The following is a 15,881-nucleotide window of genomic DNA, read 5'->3' on the forward strand; positions in this document are numbered from 1 at the left end:
GTCCCGCCGTATGCGTCGCCGCACCCTCACGAGTTGACGAGGGGATTAGTTCCGTTGAACACGACCCACACCGCGATCGCGGCACCGATGCCGACGAGCACCCAGAAACCGGATCCCCACGCGGGACGACGTGCCCAGCCCCAGCGGCGGTCGAACGAGTACAGGCCCGGACCGGTGAGGATCAAGGCTGCGGCGGCCGCCGCGAGCATGGCCTCGTACTCGATGCCGTTGCCGTTGCCGTCCGCCACGAAGAACCACAGGCCTCCCGCGAGAGTCGCCTTGTAGGTCATCGCGACGAGGATCGTGCCCAGCACGGCGGCGCCCGCGATCGGGGTGAACAGTCCGAGGATGAGCAGGATGCCGCCCGCCGTCTCGCTGACTCCGGCGACCAGCGACAGGATCTTGGTCACGTCCGAGTTGAAGCCGAGGCTCGGGTCGGCGGAGTTGGCGAGGAAGTCTGCGAATCCATCCGGCCCAGGGCCGTTCAGCCATCCGGTCAGCTTCTGCAGTCCGTGCAGAGTGAACACCGCACCGAGCGCGAGTCGGAGAATCAGCAGACCGAGGTCCACCGTTCCCCGTCGCGCCCGAGGCGCCTCCGGTGCCACCGCAGCGGCCGGCTGTACCGCCTCGGGCTCGTCATCGAAAGGTTCCGACGCGTACTCGGACTCGTCGAGAGTCTGGGTCTCGTCCGGATCGATGTACGGGAGCGGTTCCTGCGTCAGATGCTCGGCGGTCCGCCGCTCACCGCGCGGACGGTCGCGCTCGTCGTCAGGGTTCTCGAATGGCTCGGTGTGCACCGGCTCGTCGGACGACTGCACGGGCACGGAGCTGCGCGGAAGTCGCGCGCTCGCACCCTCCGGCGGTTCGCCGACCTCGGAGTACGCCTTGGGCGACTCGGTGACAGGCGCTGCGAAAGCCTGCGTCGGTTCACCTGCAGACGAGTCGTCCGCCTGCGGGGCATCCGCAGGCGGGTCATCTGCCGGGGTCTGATGGGCAGGCGACTGCCCCAACGGCCGCGCTCCCCCTGCTTCGGCTCCCCCTGCTTCGCCTGCCCCTGTGTCGGTCGCTGATCCCCAGTCATCGGGTCCATCGTCGACACGGTCCATCACCCCGGTGTCGTTGTCGTCGGCGGGCGACGCAGCGCTGCTCTCGATCCTGGTCGTCGACTCGGGGGCGTCGGCTACCGGAGCCTGCTCATCGACCGGAAAGCTCTCCGCGTCCGCCGCCTGCGACTTCGACCCGTTGCCTCTGCCGTGCCGCTCGATGAAGCTGTCACGGTCGGGCTGCGGACGTCGTGGCCGAGGCCGCGGCGTCGCTGCGGCCGAATCATCGGATCGGCCCACGTCACCGCCGCCCGGAACCTGGTTGCTGTCTTCGGAACTACTCACGCCTCTGAGGTTATGCGTCTTCGGCTGCGGAGAGGCTGACCGCCACTCCACGATTTGGTAACGATCGTTGCCGGACGTGCATCCCCTATCGTGGAGTTATGCTCGTGCCCTCCCGTCTGTCGCGACGTGCCGCTGTTGCGATCGTCGCTGTCGCCACCCTCACGGCCACCGCCGGATGCGCCGACTTCGACGAACAACAGCACACCGCGGACCAGGGATCGTTCAGCGAAGTACCGAGCGAGACATTCCAGGCTCCCAAGGCACCGCCCGAACCGTCCGAGCCCGCCGATCCCCCGACCGGACCGTGCGTCGACCCCGACCCGGCGGTGATCGCGACCTGTCTGGCGTCGACCTCCGGCGTGCGGCCTGCCGACGAGGCCGGCCAGACCACCTACGTCGCCGAGCGCACCACCGGCAAGATCATCCTGTCCAAGCGGTACGGACCGCAACGGGAGGTGGCATCCGTCGACGTCGACGCGTCCGGCGACGGGGGTCTGATCGACTTCGAGTTGTCACCCACGTGGATGGAAGATCAGATGATCTTCGCGCTCGTCACCACCGGGTCGGACAACCGCGTGGTGCGGATCGCTCCCACCGGCTCGGTGAAGCCGATCCTGACCGGGATTCCGAAGGGCGCGACCGGGAACATGGGCTCGATCACCTTCACCTCCCCCAACACGCTGACGGTCGCCACCGGCAACGCGGGTGATCCAGGTTCGGCGCAGAACCGCTCGTCACTCGCCGGCAAGATCTTCGAGATCGACCCCAACCGCACCGACCCGCGCCCGGAGGTTCTGGCGACCGGGTTGGGCTCGAACGTCGCATTGTGCCCGGACCCCGAAGACGGACGGCTGTTCGTCGCCGACAGCGGCCAGGCGGGCGACCGTCTGTCCCTGGTGACGCAGAAGTCGCTGAAAACCCTGTGGACCTGGGCCGACCGTCCTGGTGTCACGGGTTGCGCGACCGGCGCCGACTGGATCGCCGTCTCGGTCGCATCGGAGAAACGTCTCGACGTGTTCTCCAAGCCGAGCAATGCGAACCCGGTCGTCGGCGAACCGGCAGGCGAGGACTTGAGTAAGTCGTACGGCGCCGTCGGTCGCATGACCTCGATCGGCGACGGAGCAGCGTTTCAGTTGGCCACCGTCAACAAGACCGCCCCTGACGCCAAGCCGGTCCGGACTGACGATCGCGTCGCCATCCACATGCCGAAGGGCGGCGGCGGCGAAGACCGGATGTGAGTTCGGCGTCGACCGGACCTGGTCCGGTGAGAGGCGGATCCGTGGAGGCCGACTCAGTCGAATCCGGTGCGACTACTGGCAGGCCTCGATCACGAGTTCCTTCACGCGCGCCGGATCGGCCTGCCCCCGGGTCGCCTTCATGACGTCGCCGACGATCTTGCCTGCCGCCTGCACCTTGCCGCCGCGAATCTTCTCCGCGATGTCGGGGTTGGCGGCGAGCGCGTCGTCGACCGCGCTTTGGAGCGCCGAATCGTCGCGCACCACTTCGAGCCCACGGTCGGCGACGATCTGCGCCGGCTCGCCCTCGCCGTCGAGGACGGCGACAACGACCTGCTGAGCCAGCTTGTTCGTCAGCTTGCCCTCGTCGACGAGGCCGATGACCTCGGCGACCTGTGCGGGCGTGATCGACAGGTCCGCGAGTTCGACATCACGGCTGTTGGCCTGCTGAGCGAGGAACGAGACCCACCAGCTACGCGCGGCCGCCGGTGAGGCACCCGCTTCGGCCGTCTCCGTGATCAGGTCGACGGCACCCACGTTCACCAGGTCGCGCATCACCTCGTCGGAGACGCCCCATTCCTGCTGGATGCGGGCGCGCCGGATCCACGGCAGTTCGGGCAACGTCTCCCGAAGCTTCTCGACCCATGACGGGTCGGCGATCACCGGCGGCAGGTCGGGCTCGGGGAAGTAGCGGTAGTCCTCGGCCGATTCCTTCGGCCGGCCGGCCGACGTGGTGCCGTCCGACTCATGGAAGTGGCGGGTCTCGAGAACGATCTCGTCACCGGCGGCGAGGAGAGCCGCTTGGCGCTGCATCTCGAAGCGCACCGCCGTCTCGACCGACTTGAGGGAGTTCACGTTCTTGGTCTCCGTGCGGGTACCGAACTCGGTGGCCCCCTTCGGCTTGAGCGACAGGTTCGCATCGCACCGGAGCGACCCCTGGTCCATCCGGACGTCCGAGACATTCAGCGATTTGAGCAGGTCGCGCAGCGCAGTCACGTAGGCGCGGGCGATCTCGGGTGCGCGTGCCCCGGCGCCCTCGATTGGGCGCGTGACGATCTCGACCAGCGGTACGCCGGCACGGTTGTAGTCGAGGAGCGAATGGCTGGCTCCGTGGATCCGGCCCGTGCTGCCGCCGATGTGCAGCGACTTGCCGGTGTCCTCCTCCATGTGCGCGCGTTCGATCTCCACGCGCCAGGTGGTGCCGTCGGCCAGCTCGACATCCAGGTAGCCGTCGTACGAGGTGGGCTCGTCGTACTGGCTGATCTGGTAGTTCTTCGGCTGGTCCGGGTAGAAGTAGTTCTTCCGCGCGAACACGCTCGATTCGCGGATCGAGCAGTTCAGCGCGAGCCCGATGCGGACGGCCGATTCGACCGCCTGCGCGTTCGCGACCGGCAGTGCGCCCGGCAGCGCCAGGCACGCCGGGCAGACCTGGGTGTTCGGCTCACCGCCGAACGTCGTCGGGCAGCCGCAGAACATCTTGGTCTCCGTGCCCAGCTCGACGTGGACCTCCATACCCATGACCGGGTCGTAAGCCTCGATGACGTCGTCGAAATCCATCAATTCGTCGATAGCCGCACTCATGCCGACCATCGTATCTGGGGTCGGATCTCGGGGATTCTCCCGATGCCGAAACGGCCTGACGTTCGTACCGTGGAGGGCACTCGGATCGAGCGCACTCTCCAGTTGTTCGGTCCGCATCGCCGCTACCGCGGCCCTACCTGAGGAGCTCCCCCATGAACGATCAGCTTCCACCAGCCGGCACATCCGGCACTGCACCGGTCCCGCCTCCTCCTCGATCCCGCCGGCTGATGCGATCAGTCGACGACAAGTTCATCGGCGGAGTCGCGGGCGGTCTCGCCGAGTACTTCGGCGTCGACTCCACCTGGGTCCGAATCGCATTCGTCGCGTCGATCGTCCTGCCCGGCCCGCAGGTTCTCCTGTACCTGCTCCTGTGGGCGGTCATTCCGAAGGCCTGACCTGGGACGCCACCGCACGTACGGAGAAGTCCCCGTGTTGAGCAGTCATGGTTCCCCGGCTACAGTCTGTCCGAAATCGGAACTATCGACTGGAGCACCCATGCGCACTCGCCGTCTCATCGCAGTTCTCGCTGCGACCGGAATCGCCTTAGCCACCGCTTCGTGCGGTTCGGCGGAAGACGGCGACAGCGCTCCCGCGGGTAACGACGCAGCGAACAGCTCTCAGGGGTCCGCTCCGCAGGCGTCGTCGCAGCAACTGCTGCTCACCGCCCAGGAGTTCCCGAGTGACGGTGGATTCAACACCCTCCCCAAGAGCGCAACCGACCAGGCTCTCGAGTCGATGAAGCTCCCGGAGGGCGCGACTGTCACTCCAGCGGAATGCGCTGACAAAGCGACCGCGTTCGACAAGCTCACCAGCGGCGGCGAGTACGCGGCGATCGCCGGCAATTCCGAGAGCGGAGCGTTGATGGTCACCGACGCCGTCATCAAGAACGGCCCCTCCGTCGCCGAAGCCCGTAGCGCGAACGAGCAGTGCCCGCGCGTTGAGTACAAGATGGGCGACACCGAGTCGAAAGCCACCGTGAAGATCGGCGAGGACCCCCGGGTCGCGGGTGCGTCCGACGCTCTGGCGTACACGATGACCAGCAAGGGCATGGACATCGAGGTGTCGATGGCGCAGTACGGCATCGCAGCCGAGGTGAACGGAGTCGTGATCCTGGTCGCCGTCACGAGTCTCAAGGACTCCGACGAAGTGAGCGACGAGGCCAAGTCGCAGGTCCTCGAGATCGCGAACGTCCAGGCAGCCAAGATCACCGACGCCGCCTGAGCGAAGCGGCCGTCGTCGGAGTGGTACCGCACACGAGCACCATCGGCCTATAGGGCAATGCCGTCCCGGAGCGGTACCACTCACCCGAGCATTCACCGACTGGCATGACGACCACCTGCGCCCCGGCTAGCCGAAGAGCGCACGGGCCCCGCGGTAGTGATCCAGCGGCACCTTCTTGGTGTGCCCGACGGCATCGGACAACGGGACCCGGACGACGTCCGTGCCGCGGAGCGCGACCATCCTGCCCCACTCCCCGTCCGCCACGAGATCGCTGGCGGCCTGACCGAATCGGGTTCCCAGGACGCGGTCCCACGCCGACGGCACGCCGCCACGCTGGATATAGCCCAGGACAGTGGTCCGGGTCTCGATACCGGTCCGTTCGGTGATGAGCGGCGCGAGGACCTCGGCTACGCCGCCCAGGAGCGGACGATCGAATTCGTCGAGGCCGCGGTGCGAGTGAGCCTCCTCCATGTCCGGCAGTGTGAACCCCTCGGCGACCATCACCATCGGTGCACGACCACGATCTCGGACACTGGTCACCCACGCGCAGATCTGAACGAGCGATTCCGGAGCCTCGGGGATCAGGATCGCATGCGCTCCGGCCGCCATGCCTGCGTGCAGGGCGATCCACCCCGCATGCCTGCCCATCACCTCGAGGACCATGCACCGTTTGTGAGAGTTGCCCGTCGTCCGCAACCGGTCCGCCGCCTCAGTCGCGATCTCGACCGCAGTGTTGAAGCCGAACGTGTAGTCGGTCGCCTCGAGATCGTTGTCGATGGTCTTGGGTACACCGACGACCGGGATCCCGTCCTCCAGAAGACGATTCGCGGCGGCCATGGTGCCATCGCCGCCGATCGCGATCACCCCGTCGATGCCGAGCCGGTCCATCTGCCGTTCGATGCTCTCCGTTCCGCCGTCCGACTCGGAGTACGGGCCGAACCGGCTGGTGCCCAGAATGGTGCCGCCTTGTTGTGAGATTCCACGGACCGCGCTGCGCTGCAACGGAATCGCGTCGCCGTAGACGAGCCCGCGATATCCGTCGCGGTAGCCCGCGAACGTCTGCCCGTGCACCGTCTCGCCCTGCAGGACGGTTCCGCGGATCACCGCGTTGAGCCCGGGGCAGTCGCCACCGGACGTCAGGATCCCGTAGTGCGCCATGTGGTTCCCTTCGCGTCGCAGGTCTTCACGCAGCAGGTGCGTGCACGCCCACGATAGGCCGGTTTCGGTCGCGGGCGTCTACTTCAAGCCGTTCTCATACGCGAAGACCACTGCTTGCGCACGGTCGCGCAGCCCGAGCTTCGCCAGGACATTGCTCACGTGGGTCTTGACCGTCTGCTCCGACACGAACAGCTCCCCTGCGATCTCCGCATTCGACTTGCCCTCGGCAACGGTCTCGAGAACCTCCCGTTCCCTGGGAGTGAGGGCACCGGCCGCGGCAGACGTCTTCTTCGGCGTACGTGAGGTCACCTCGGCGATCAGCCGCCGAGTCACCGACGGCGCGAGCAGTGCGTCGCCGGAGGCCACCACGTGCACCGCGCGGACCAACTCGTCAGCAGGGGCGTCCTTCAGCATGAAACCCGACGCACCGATGCGCAGCGCGGAGTACACGTAATCGTCGATGTCGAAAGTGGTCAGCATCAGCACGCGCGTCGACGCGCCGCTGGAGATGATCTGCTCGGCGGCCCACAGACCGTCTTTGCGCGGCATCCGCACGTCCATCAGAACGACGTCGGGGCGCAATCGCTGCACCTGCTCCACCGCGGCCACACCGTCCTGGGCGTCACCTAGCACGGAGACACCGGGCGCGGCATCGAGAAGCGCCGCGAATCCGGCACGGACCATGGCCTGGTCGTCGGCTATCAACACGGTGATGGGCACGGGCTCACTCTAATCCGTCACCGGGAGCCGGGCCGTCACCGCGAACCCGCCGTCGTCAGCGGGGCCGGCAGCCAAGACGCCGCCCACCGCGGACGCACGCTCCCGCATGCCGATCAACCCCTGCCCGCCGCCCACGCGCTGCTCCACTGCCGGGGTCACGCCGGGTGCGGCGTTCGTCACCGAGACCACAACGCGGCTCCCTTCACGATCGAGTCGCACCGTGACATCCGCACCCGGCGCATGGCGCGCCGCATTGGTGAGCGACTCCTGGACGATCCGGTAGACGGCCGCACCGGTCGCGCCCGGATCTCCCCAGTCGTCGACCCGGTCGACGTAGTCGACGTCCACTCCGGCGGCCCGGACGCTGCCGATGAGGTCGGCCAGGTCGGCGACCCCGTGCACGGGCCGGAGCCCGCCGGCCGGATCACCGGCGTCTGCGGCACGGTCGTCCTCGGTGGGACGCAGCACCCCCAGTAGCTGCCGGACCTCGTTCAGCGACTGTCGTGCCGCATCGGCGATGGCGCCGAACTCCGCATCCGCACCCGGTCCGATCACCTCCGCCGGATCGGCCGCCGCCAAGCGGTACTTCGCCGTCTGCGACATCACCACCACCATCGACATGCGATGCGCCACGACGTCGTGCAGTTCACGGGCGATCCGGGTGCGTTCGGCGAGCACCGCTTCGCGGGCCTGCGCATGCTCTGTCTCGGTCGTGTGCCGTTCGATCTCCCGCTGCGAGTTCATCCGGTACCGGATGAAGGCCACGGTGACTGCCAGCACGCCGATCCCGAAGATCCAGCCGATCCGGGTCCCGGGCTCGACTCCGACGACGATCGCCCCCGCGGTGATCACCGCGGCCACCGGGATCCGGACCAGCGGTTGGGTGCAGAACACCGCGAAGGTCATCGTCAGCAGCACCAGGAACATCGGGATGGGCATCGGAAAGTCGATGCCGGGGTGCGGAATCAGACTCGAGAGCGCACCGGTGACGACCACCACTGCCCAGCCGGCCCGCACCGCGCCCGGCCCGGCGAACATCAGGGCGAGGGGAAAGGACGCCGCCAGCGACAAGGCCGGCAGCAGGAAGGTCGCGACCTCGTGCGTGTTCGCGAGGTTGGGCCAGGTGACGGCCAGCATCGTCACGGCGAGCGCCAGGCCGACCCAGTTCCATCTATTGCGCAGGTAGTGGCGCACCGCCGGGTCGGGCACGAGATCGAGCGACGGCGATGGAAGGTGCCGCCGGAGCGATTCACGACGCGTGCGCCGCCCCTCGCTACGGCTGCGCCGGACCTCCTTGCGGCTCGACTCGGACCGCGTGGAGTCCGTGGTTCGGCGCACAGACGGAAACTTCACGTACCGACGATATGTCCGGGAAGGGACACGGCGCCTCCCCCGCAGGAGCCAGATCGTCACCACCAGCTAGGGTGAGCACCTACCGCGCACTCACCGGCCAGCGCCGGGCGACAATCGCCCCGAAGACGGATCCGCGCAGGTACTCGGCGTTTCTAGCGTCATTCCCATGACAGAGAATCCTTCATCCCCGACGGCCGATCCCACCCGTGTGCGGAGCAGAATCCGGTTTGCCCGTTCCGTGCTCATCGGTTTCGTGATCGCGATGTTCGCCACCGTCGTCATCGGCACGGCGACCGCCGACGCCGTATCCGCGGAGGCTCCGGCTTCAACCGGCACCATCTCGACCGAAGCCGACCGGGCGATCGCCGATCTGGTGGGACCGAGTCCCGCCGACGCCATCGCACACCTTCCGCGCGGCTTCGCCGCGACGATGGGCTACCGGCCGATCCTGGAGGACGGCAGGCCGGTGAATCCACGCGGGGGCTGTTCGTCGCCGGTACCGCTGCCCGACCGCTTCGAGCCGCTGTGCCGGACTCACGACTTCGGTTACGACCTGCTCCGCTTCGACACCCGCACCGGCCACGCACCCGGCCAATGGGGACGCCGCTCCCTCGACACATGGCTCATCGACTCCATGCACGCCTCGTGCACAAACCCGGTCTGCAGCATCGCCGCATCGATGGCGGACGCCGGCCTCACCGCCAACTCGTGGCGGCAGCGCTGGGATACGCCGGTACCCGAATCCGGTGGTGACTTGGTCGCGACCGCGACTCTGCGCACCTTCGACGCCCTCGCCCGGCGATGACCGCGGCGAGGGCGGCCGACGGGATTCATCCGGCCGCTCTCCTCGGAGGTGCGGCCGGCTGGGCACTGTCACTGGCTCCCGGGCAACTGCCGCGTCCGGCGCTGCTGTCGGCGGCCGCCGCAACCGTGTTCGCGCTCCTCGGGTTGGGTGCCGGGGCCCTGCTCGGCAGGTACGTTCTGCCGCGATCGCTGCGCCACCGGACGGCACCGCGTCAACTGGTGATCGGGTCCCTCATCGCCGCTGCGGCCATCCTCATCGGCGCGCTGTGGTGGCAGGAGGAGGTGCGTGGAACGTTCGGGCTCCCGCCGGCGGGGATCGGGTGGGTCGCCGCTACGGGGCTGATCCCGCTCGCCGCCGCAACCGCCGTCAGCCGACTGCCGCGCCGGGCGCTCATGATCGGGGCGCTGACGATCGCCGCGATCGGAGCTCCGGCGGCCGGTGCGCACGCCGCTCCCGACCTGCCCGACGACGCACACGTGGTGTACTCGGCGGTCGACGATCCGGAGCATCCGTCCGCCGACAGGTTCGACGCACGAGCCGAGGACCTCGTCCGGCGGTGGAGAGCCTCCGGAGGTCTGCACCGCCGCGCCGTGGTGATCGCCGTCCCGACCGGATCCGGCTGGGTGGATTCGGCTGCAGTCGACGGCTTCCGCAGGCACTTCGGCGGATCGGTACGCATCCTGGCGCTGCAGTACTCCCAGGTGCCGTCGTGGCAGGCCTACCTCTCTTCGCCACAGGACGCGGGCAGCAGCGCGACCGCGGTCGTCCGCGCACTGGATGCGACCCTGTCCAGGATCTCCCCGGACGAGCGGCCCGAGGTCTATCTGTTCGGACAGAGCCTTGGCGCGATCGGCGCCGACGCCGCGCGATCCTGGGCCGCCGGGCACGACGTACCGGTCGCCGGAACAGTCCTGGCGGGCGCACCGGCAGGCACGGTGGAGTCGCTCCCCGACTGCGCACCCCGGGTGTCGCTGGCGAACGCGACAGATCCGGTCACGGAGTTCTCTCCGTCGCTGCTGTGGCACCGACCCGTCCAGCCCGGAGGAACCCGGACAGTGGGCCAGCAGCCGACGCTGCATGCCCCGTGGCTGCCCGGAGTCTCGTTCATCGGGACGGCGCTCGATCTGGCGGTCTCACTGGACGGACCATCGGGAAGCGGCCACAACTACGGCATCGAGCAGGGACTGGCCGCCGGATCGATCCCCGGAGGGTGTCAGACGATCGGCCCGCGCGCAGCCTCGTAGGCTGCTCCCACGCGGTACAGCCGATCGTCGGCCATGGCGGGTGCCATGATCTGCAGGCCGACCGGGAGTCCTGTGTCGTTGCCACCGTCGTTCGCCGTGCCCGACGGCACTGACATGGCGGCGGTACCGGCGAGGTTCACCGGCAGCGTGCACAGGTCGAACAGGTACATCGCGAGCGGATCGTCGACCTTCTCACCGAGCTTGAAGGCCGTCGACGGCGTGGTCGGCGAGATCAGCACGTCCACATCCTGGTAGGCCTTCGAGAAGTCCTGCGCGATGAGGGTGCGGACCTTCTGCGCCTGACCGTAGTAGGCGTCGTAGTAGCCGGAGCTCAATGCGTACGTGCCGATCATGATGCGGCGCTTGACCTCCGGGCCGAAGCCGGCAGCTCGGGTCATCGCCATGACCTCGTCGGCACTGTGCGTACCGTCGTCGCCCACGCGCAGGCCGTAGCGCATCGCGTCGAAGCGCGCCAGGTTGCTCGAGACCTCCGACGGCAGGATCAGGTAGTAGGCGCCGAGCGCGTACGAGAAGCTCGGGCAGTCGACCTCCACGATGGTCGCGCCGAGGTCGGTGAGCGTGGCGCACGCCTGACGGAAGGACTCCAGCACACCGGCTTGATAGCCCTCGCCCTGCAACTGCTTCACCACGCCGATGCGCACACCGGTCAGATCTCCACCTGCACCTGCGCGCGCGGCCACGACCACATCGGGCACGGGTGCGTCGATGGAGGTCGAGTCCCGCGGGTCGTGCCCGGCGATCACCTCGTGGAGCATCGCGGTGTCGAGCACCGTCCGGCCGCACGGGCCACCCTGATCGAGCGAAGAGGCGCACGCCACCAGCCCGTAGCGGGACACGGTGCCGTAGGTCGGCTTCACACCGACGGTTGCGGTGACCGCAGCAGGCTGCCGGATGGAACCGCCGGTGTCGGTGCCGATCGCGAGGGGCGCCTGGTAGGAGGCGAGCGCCGCCGCGCTGCCGCCGCCCGAGCCGCCCGGAATGCGATCGGTGTCCCACGGGTTGCGGGTCACCTGGTACGCCGAGTTCTCCGTCGACGAACCCATCGCGAACTCGTCCATGTTGGTCTTGCCGAGGATCGGGATCCCCGCCTCGCGCAGACGCTTGGTGAGCGTCGCGTCGTAGGGCGCGACCCAGTTCTCGAGCATCTTCGAACCGCAGGTGGTCGGCGCGTCGAGGGTGGTGAACACGTCTTTCAGTGCGATCGGCACGCCGGTCAGCGACGACGGCGCGTCGCCCTTGGCGATGGCCTCGTCCGCCGAGCGGGCCGCGTCGAGCGCTTCGGACGCGCCGACGTGCAGGAACGCACCGAGCTCGCCGTCGATCTCGGAGATCCGGTCGAGGTGGGCCTGCGTCACCTCGACCGACGACACCTCGCGCGCGGCGATCTTGGCTGCGAGCTCGGCTGCGGTCAGACCGGTGACGTCACCGGCAGTGCGGGTGCTGGGCTGGCTCACTGTTCCTCCCCGAGGATCTGCGGGACTGCGAAACGTTCCTGTTCGACGGCCGGGGCTCCCGACAGCGCCTCCTCCGCGGTCAGACCGGGCACGACCTCGTCGGCACGCAGCACATTCCGCAGGTCGGCGGGATGCGCGGTCGGCGGCACGTCGTCGGCTGCCACCTCCGACACCTGCGCGACATGCGTCAGGATCGAATCGAGCTGACGTGCGTACTGGTCGAGTTCGGCGTCGCTCAGCGCGAGACGCGACAGCCGCGCCAGGTGCGCGACCTCGTCCCGGCTGATCGCCGACTGGGCTGCGGACTCGGATTCGGGAGACATCGCCGGACCTTTCTCGTCTACGGCACTGACCGGCCGACACGGATGGTTGGACGCACTCCAGGATATGGGACCGCCGCACGGGCGCGGCAGTCGCCTCTCCCCGACGTGAGCCCTGTCCTCCACTGACCCCTGTCCTCCACTGGGCCCTGTCCTCCACTGACCCCTGTCCTCCACTGGCCGCTGACCAACGGGCGAAGTAGCGTTGAGGGCATGATCATCGTGACCACGAACGAACTGCCCGGTTACCGCGTGGAGCATGTGTTCGGCGAGTGCTTCGGCCTCACCGTCCGCTCCCGCCATCTCGGGTCGAACATCGGTGCAGGCCTCAAGTCGCTCGCCGGTGGAGAGCTTCGGGGCATCACGACACTCCTTCACGAGTGCAGGCAGGAGGCGCTGAGCCGGCTGGCGGCGGAGGCGCAGAGCCGCGGCGCGAACGCCGTTCTCGCCTTCCGCTTCGAGACCACCGAGTATGCGGGCGGCGGCGGTGTCGAGGTGTGCGCGTACGGCACGGCGGCAGGCGTGCGCGCGCTCGACGGCCAGGCCCAGTCGCAGGCCGGGGCGCAGGCGCAGCCGGCTCCGTTCCAGCAGCAGTAACACCGCCTTGTCTTATCTGCTTCGCCTGCGACTCAGCGACCGTCCCGGCAGCCTCGGCATGCTGGCCGTCGAACTCGGCACCGTCGGTGCCGACATCCGGTCATTGGAGGTGATCGAGCGCGGCGACGGGTTCGCGATCGACGACATCGTCGTCGAGCTGCCGACCACGTCGCTCCCGGACACCCTCATCACCGCCGCCGAGCGGGTGCCGGACGTCCGTGTCGAATCACTCCGGCCCTTCTCCGATGTGCTCGACACTCACCAGGAGCTCGAGCTCATCGATGTGGTCGCGACAGCACGGCCCAAGAAGCGCTTCCAGGTCCTCGTCGACAACGCGCCGCGCGTCCTGCGCGCATCCTGGGCGGTGGTCGTCGCCCAGCCCGCATCCGACGTGCTCACCTTGTTCGGCAGCCCGGGTTCGCCCGAGACTCAGCTCACGGAGGCGCAGTGGCTGCCGTTGCGGGCCGCCACCCGCTTCCGACCGGACGAGACGTGGGTCCCCGACGTGTGGCGCGAGATGGACACGACTCTGGCCGCCGCACCTCTCGGTGACGCCAAAGCCCTCCTGCTCGGCCGGACCGGGGGCCCTGAGTTCCGTCCGTCGGAGGTCGCACGTCTGGGCTACCTGACGGGAATCATCGGCACGGTCATCACCCCAGTGCCGAAGGACTGACGCTCAGAAGACCGGCACTCGGCAGGACCGGCTCCGATCAGGCCTCACCGGTCGCCAACAGGGTCTTGAAAGCATCCTCTTCGAGGATCGGCACCCCGAGCTGTTCGGCTTTCCCGGCCTTGCTCCCCGGTGAGTCGCCGATCACCACGTAGTCGGTCTTCTTCGACACCGATCCGGACGCCTTGCCGCCCCGGGCGATGATCGCCTCCTTGGCCCCGTCGCGAGTGAAGTCGACGAGTGACCCCGTCACCACGATCGTCTTCCCCTCCAGCGTGCGATCGATCGATTCGTCACGCTCGTCGGCCATGGACACCCCCGCGGCACGCCACTTGGCGACGATGTCGCGATGCCAGTCGACGGCGAACCAGTCGTGCACGCTGGCCGCACGCGTGGGCCCGAGCCCGTCGACGTCGGCGAGTTGCTCGACGGTCGCGCCCTCGATGGCCTCGAGCGACCCGAAGTGGACGGCGAGCGCCCGGGCGGGCGTCGGTCCGACATGCCGGATCGACAGCGCCACGATGACCCGCCACAGCGGCACCTGCTTGGCCTTGTCGAGGTTGTCCAGGAAGCGCTTCCCGTTGGCGGACAACGTGCCGCTCTTGGTGGTGAACAGTCCGGTCGTGAGCAGATCGTCCGCGGTGATCCCGAACAGGTCGCCTTCGTCGGACAGGACGCCGCTGGACAGCAGCGCCTGGGCGCCTTCGTAGCCGAGCGCCTCGATGTCGAATGCGCCACGGCCCGCCAGGTAGAAGAGCCGCTCGCGCAACTGTCCGGAGCACGTCCGCTGGTTGGGGCACCGGATGTCGATGTCCCCCTCACGGGCAGGAGCGAGCGCAGTGCCGCATTCCGGACAGTGGGTCGGCATCACGAATGCCCGCTCGGTGCCGTCCCGCAGGTCGACGACCGGTCCGAGCACCTCGGGGATCACGTCGCCCGCCTTGCGAATGGTGATCGTGTCGCCGATCAACACGCCCTTTCGCTGCACCTCGGATCCGTTGTGCAGGGTCGCGCGCGACACGGTGGAACCGGCCACCGTCACCGGTTCCATCAGCGCCCACGGCGTCACCCGGCCCGTGCGCCCCACACCCACCATGATGTCGAGCAGCTTGGTGGTCACCTCTTCCGGCGGGTACTTGTACGCGATCGCCCATCGCGGGGCCCGCGACGTGGCCCCGAGGCGGCGCTGCAACGTCACGTCGTCGACTTTGACGACCAGTCCGTCGATCTCGTGCTCCACCGAATGCCGGTTCTCACCCCAATGCGCGACGGTCGACAGGATGTCGTCGGCACCGGTCACCGTGCGGGTATGCGTCGACACCGGCAGCCCCCACTCGCCGAGGGCGAGGTACGCGTCATGCAGTGACTCCGGCCGCCACCCGTCGATCGCCCCGATGCCGTGACAGATCATCCGCAGATGGCGCTTCGAGGTGACCTGCGGATTCTTCTGCCGTAGCGAACCCGCAGCCGAGTTGCGCGGATTCGCGAACGGCGGCTTGCCGTCCGCTACCAGCGACGCGTTCAGGTTCTGGAAGTCCTCGACGCGGAAGAAGACCTCGCCGCGCACCTCTAGCAGTTTCGGTGCCGGCCGGACCGAGTCGTCGAGCTGGTGCGGCACATCGGTGATCGTGCGGGCGTTGAGGGTGACGTCCTCACCGGTGCGGCCGTCGCCGCGAGTGACCCCCCGGATGAGTTTGCCGTTCTCGTACACGAGCGCGAGCGCGACGCCGTCGATCTTCAGTTCGCAGAGGAACTCCGTGCCCGTACCCGTCTCGCCCTCGGTGCGGAGCACCCACGCGCGCATCTCGTCGGAGTCGAAGACGTTGTCCAGCGACATCATTCGTTCGACGTGATCGACGGAGGTGAACTCGGTGGAGAACCCGCCGCCCACCAGCTTGGTCGGCGAGTCGGCCACTGCCAGCTCGGGGTGCGCGTCCTCGAGCGTCTGCAAGCGGCGCAGAAGAGTGTCGAACTCGCCGTCGCTGATGACCGGCGCATCCTGCACGTAGTAGCGGAACTGGTGCCCGCGAACCTCGTCGGCCAGCTCCGCCCACTCGCGTGCAGCCTGATCCGGATCCGCTTCTCGGGCCTGTTCGTCTGTCACCGGTTCAGGT

The 15,881-nt window shown here is 68.4% G+C and carries 15 protein-coding genes; 7 read left to right on the forward strand and 8 right to left on the reverse strand.

Annotation, left to right across the window (positions count from 1 at the left end; all coding sequences use genetic code 11):
* Positions 1–26: 26 nt before the first annotated feature.
* Positions 27–1,388, reverse strand: a complete 1,362-nt coding sequence (locus FO044_RS10235; RefSeq protein WP_244945743.1) for a DoxX family protein — start codon at positions 1,386–1,388, stop codon at positions 27–29.
* Positions 1,389–1,486: 98 nt separating this feature from the next.
* Here FO044_RS10235 and FO044_RS10240 point away from each other — a divergent pair, with 98 nt between their 5' ends.
* The gene (locus tag FO044_RS10240; RefSeq protein ID WP_143965602.1) at positions 1,487–2,626 is read left to right on the forward strand and encodes a PQQ-dependent sugar dehydrogenase; all 1,140 of its coding nucleotides are present in this window, start codon (positions 1,487–1,489) and stop codon (positions 2,624–2,626) included.
* Positions 2,627–2,698: 72 nt separating this feature from the next.
* On the opposite strand, the gene gatB is transcribed toward FO044_RS10240, so the two are convergent.
* Positions 2,699–4,204 (reverse strand): Asp-tRNA(Asn)/Glu-tRNA(Gln) amidotransferase subunit GatB, encoded by a 1,506-nt coding sequence (gene gatB, locus FO044_RS10245; RefSeq protein ID WP_132991775.1) that lies wholly within the window; start codon positions 4,202–4,204, stop codon positions 2,699–2,701.
* 227 nt (positions 4,205–4,431) lie between these two features.
* On the opposite strand from gatB, the gene FO044_RS10250 reads away from it, so the two are divergent.
* Positions 4,432–4,599: a PspC domain-containing protein gene (locus FO044_RS10250; protein ID WP_425323581.1), complete on the forward strand. Its 168-nt coding sequence runs from the start codon at positions 4,432–4,434 to the stop codon at positions 4,597–4,599.
* A gap of 100 nt (positions 4,600–4,699) precedes the next feature.
* The gene (locus FO044_RS10255) at positions 4,700–5,425 is read left to right on the forward strand and encodes a DUF5642 family protein (protein WP_143965604.1); all 726 of its coding nucleotides are present in this window, start codon (positions 4,700–4,702) and stop codon (positions 5,423–5,425) included.
* 126 nt (positions 5,426–5,551) lie between these two features.
* On the opposite strand, the gene FO044_RS10260 is transcribed toward FO044_RS10255, so the two are convergent.
* The 3 genes from FO044_RS10260 to FO044_RS10270 all read right to left on the reverse strand — a co-directional run bounded on the left by FO044_RS10260 (position 5,552) and on the right by FO044_RS10270 (position 8,656).
* Positions 5,552–6,583, reverse strand: a complete 1,032-nt coding sequence (locus tag FO044_RS10260) for an ATP-dependent 6-phosphofructokinase (protein WP_143965605.1) — start codon at positions 6,581–6,583, stop codon at positions 5,552–5,554.
* A gap of 78 nt (positions 6,584–6,661) precedes the next feature.
* Positions 6,662–7,303, reverse strand: a complete 642-nt coding sequence (locus tag FO044_RS10265) for a response regulator (RefSeq protein ID WP_143965606.1) — start codon at positions 7,301–7,303, stop codon at positions 6,662–6,664.
* Positions 7,304–7,312: 9 nt separating this feature from the next.
* Positions 7,313–8,656 carry a sensor histidine kinase gene (locus FO044_RS10270; protein WP_244945744.1) on the reverse strand — a complete coding sequence of 448 codons (1,344 nt, stop codon included), beginning with the start codon at positions 8,654–8,656 and terminating at the stop codon, positions 7,313–7,315.
* A 166-nt stretch (positions 8,657–8,822) separates the two neighbouring features.
* On the opposite strand from FO044_RS10270, the gene FO044_RS10275 reads away from it, so the two are divergent.
* Together FO044_RS10275 and FO044_RS10280 are read left to right on the forward strand one after the other, a co-directional pair.
* Positions 8,823–9,461, forward strand: a complete 639-nt coding sequence (locus tag FO044_RS10275) for a hypothetical protein (RefSeq protein WP_244945745.1) — start codon at positions 8,823–8,825, stop codon at positions 9,459–9,461.
* Entirely contained in the window at positions 9,458–10,705 is a 1,248-nt protein-coding gene (locus tag FO044_RS10280) for an alpha/beta-hydrolase family protein (protein WP_143965607.1), read from the forward strand. The genes FO044_RS10275 and FO044_RS10280 overlap by 4 nt, the downstream gene beginning before the upstream one ends.
* Here FO044_RS10280 and gatA read toward each other — a convergent pair.
* Positions 10,675–12,180, reverse strand: a complete 1,506-nt coding sequence (gatA, locus tag FO044_RS10285) for an Asp-tRNA(Asn)/Glu-tRNA(Gln) amidotransferase subunit GatA (RefSeq protein WP_143965608.1) — start codon at positions 12,178–12,180, stop codon at positions 10,675–10,677. The genes FO044_RS10280 and gatA overlap by 31 nt on opposite strands.
* Positions 12,177–12,503 (reverse strand): Asp-tRNA(Asn)/Glu-tRNA(Gln) amidotransferase subunit GatC, encoded by a 327-nt coding sequence (gatC, locus tag FO044_RS10290; protein ID WP_143965609.1) that lies wholly within the window; start codon positions 12,501–12,503, stop codon positions 12,177–12,179. Before gatC ends, gatA begins: the two co-directional genes overlap by 4 nt.
* A 210-nt stretch (positions 12,504–12,713) precedes the next feature.
* Here gatC and FO044_RS10295 point away from each other — a divergent pair, with 210 nt between their 5' ends.
* Together FO044_RS10295 and FO044_RS10300 are read left to right on the forward strand one after the other, a co-directional pair.
* A complete protein-coding gene (locus FO044_RS10295) occupies positions 12,714–13,097 on the forward strand; it encodes a YbjQ family protein (protein WP_132991783.1) in 384 nt (127 codons plus the stop codon).
* Between the two features lie 7 nt (positions 13,098–13,104).
* A complete protein-coding gene (locus FO044_RS10300; protein ID WP_186290531.1) occupies positions 13,105–13,770 on the forward strand; it encodes an ACT domain-containing protein in 666 nt (221 codons plus the stop codon).
* A gap of 37 nt (positions 13,771–13,807) precedes the next feature.
* Here the strand turns inward: FO044_RS10300 and ligA are convergent, their stop codons facing one another.
* Positions 13,808–15,871: an NAD-dependent DNA ligase LigA gene (gene ligA / locus FO044_RS10305; RefSeq protein ID WP_143965610.1), complete on the reverse strand. Its 2,064-nt coding sequence runs from the start codon at positions 15,869–15,871 to the stop codon at positions 13,808–13,810.
* Positions 15,872–15,881 lie beyond the last annotated feature (10 nt).

The organism is Gordonia zhaorongruii (assembly GCF_007559005.1).
Classification (GTDB): Bacteria; Actinomycetota; Actinomycetes; order Mycobacteriales; family Mycobacteriaceae; genus Gordonia; species Gordonia zhaorongruii.

Coding starts and splice junctions, on each gene's coding strand:
- FO044_RS10295 (WP_132991783.1), top strand. CDS start 12,714: ATGATCATCGTGACCACGAACGAACTGCCCGGTTACCGCGTGGAGCAT.
- FO044_RS10240 (WP_143965602.1), top strand. CDS start 1,487: ATGCTCGTGCCCTCCCGTCTGTCGCGACGTGCCGCTGTTGCGATCGTC.
- FO044_RS10255 (WP_143965604.1), top strand. CDS start 4,700: ATGCGCACTCGCCGTCTCATCGCAGTTCTCGCTGCGACCGGAATCGCC.
- FO044_RS10250 (WP_425323581.1), top strand. CDS start 4,432: ATGCGATCAGTCGACGACAAGTTCATCGGCGGAGTCGCGGGCGGTCTC.
- FO044_RS10275 (WP_244945745.1), top strand. CDS start 8,823: ATGACAGAGAATCCTTCATCCCCGACGGCCGATCCCACCCGTGTGCGG.
- gatB (WP_132991775.1), bottom strand. CDS start 4,204: ATGAGTGCGGCTATCGACGAATTGATGGATTTCGACGACGTCATCGAG.
- FO044_RS10260 (WP_143965605.1), bottom strand. CDS start 6,583: ATGGCGCACTACGGGATCCTGACGTCCGGTGGCGACTGCCCCGGGCTC.
- gatC (WP_143965609.1), bottom strand. CDS start 12,503: ATGTCTCCCGAATCCGAGTCCGCAGCCCAGTCGGCGATCAGCCGGGAC.
- FO044_RS10280 (WP_143965607.1), top strand. CDS start 9,458: ATGACCGCGGCGAGGGCGGCCGACGGGATTCATCCGGCCGCTCTCCTC.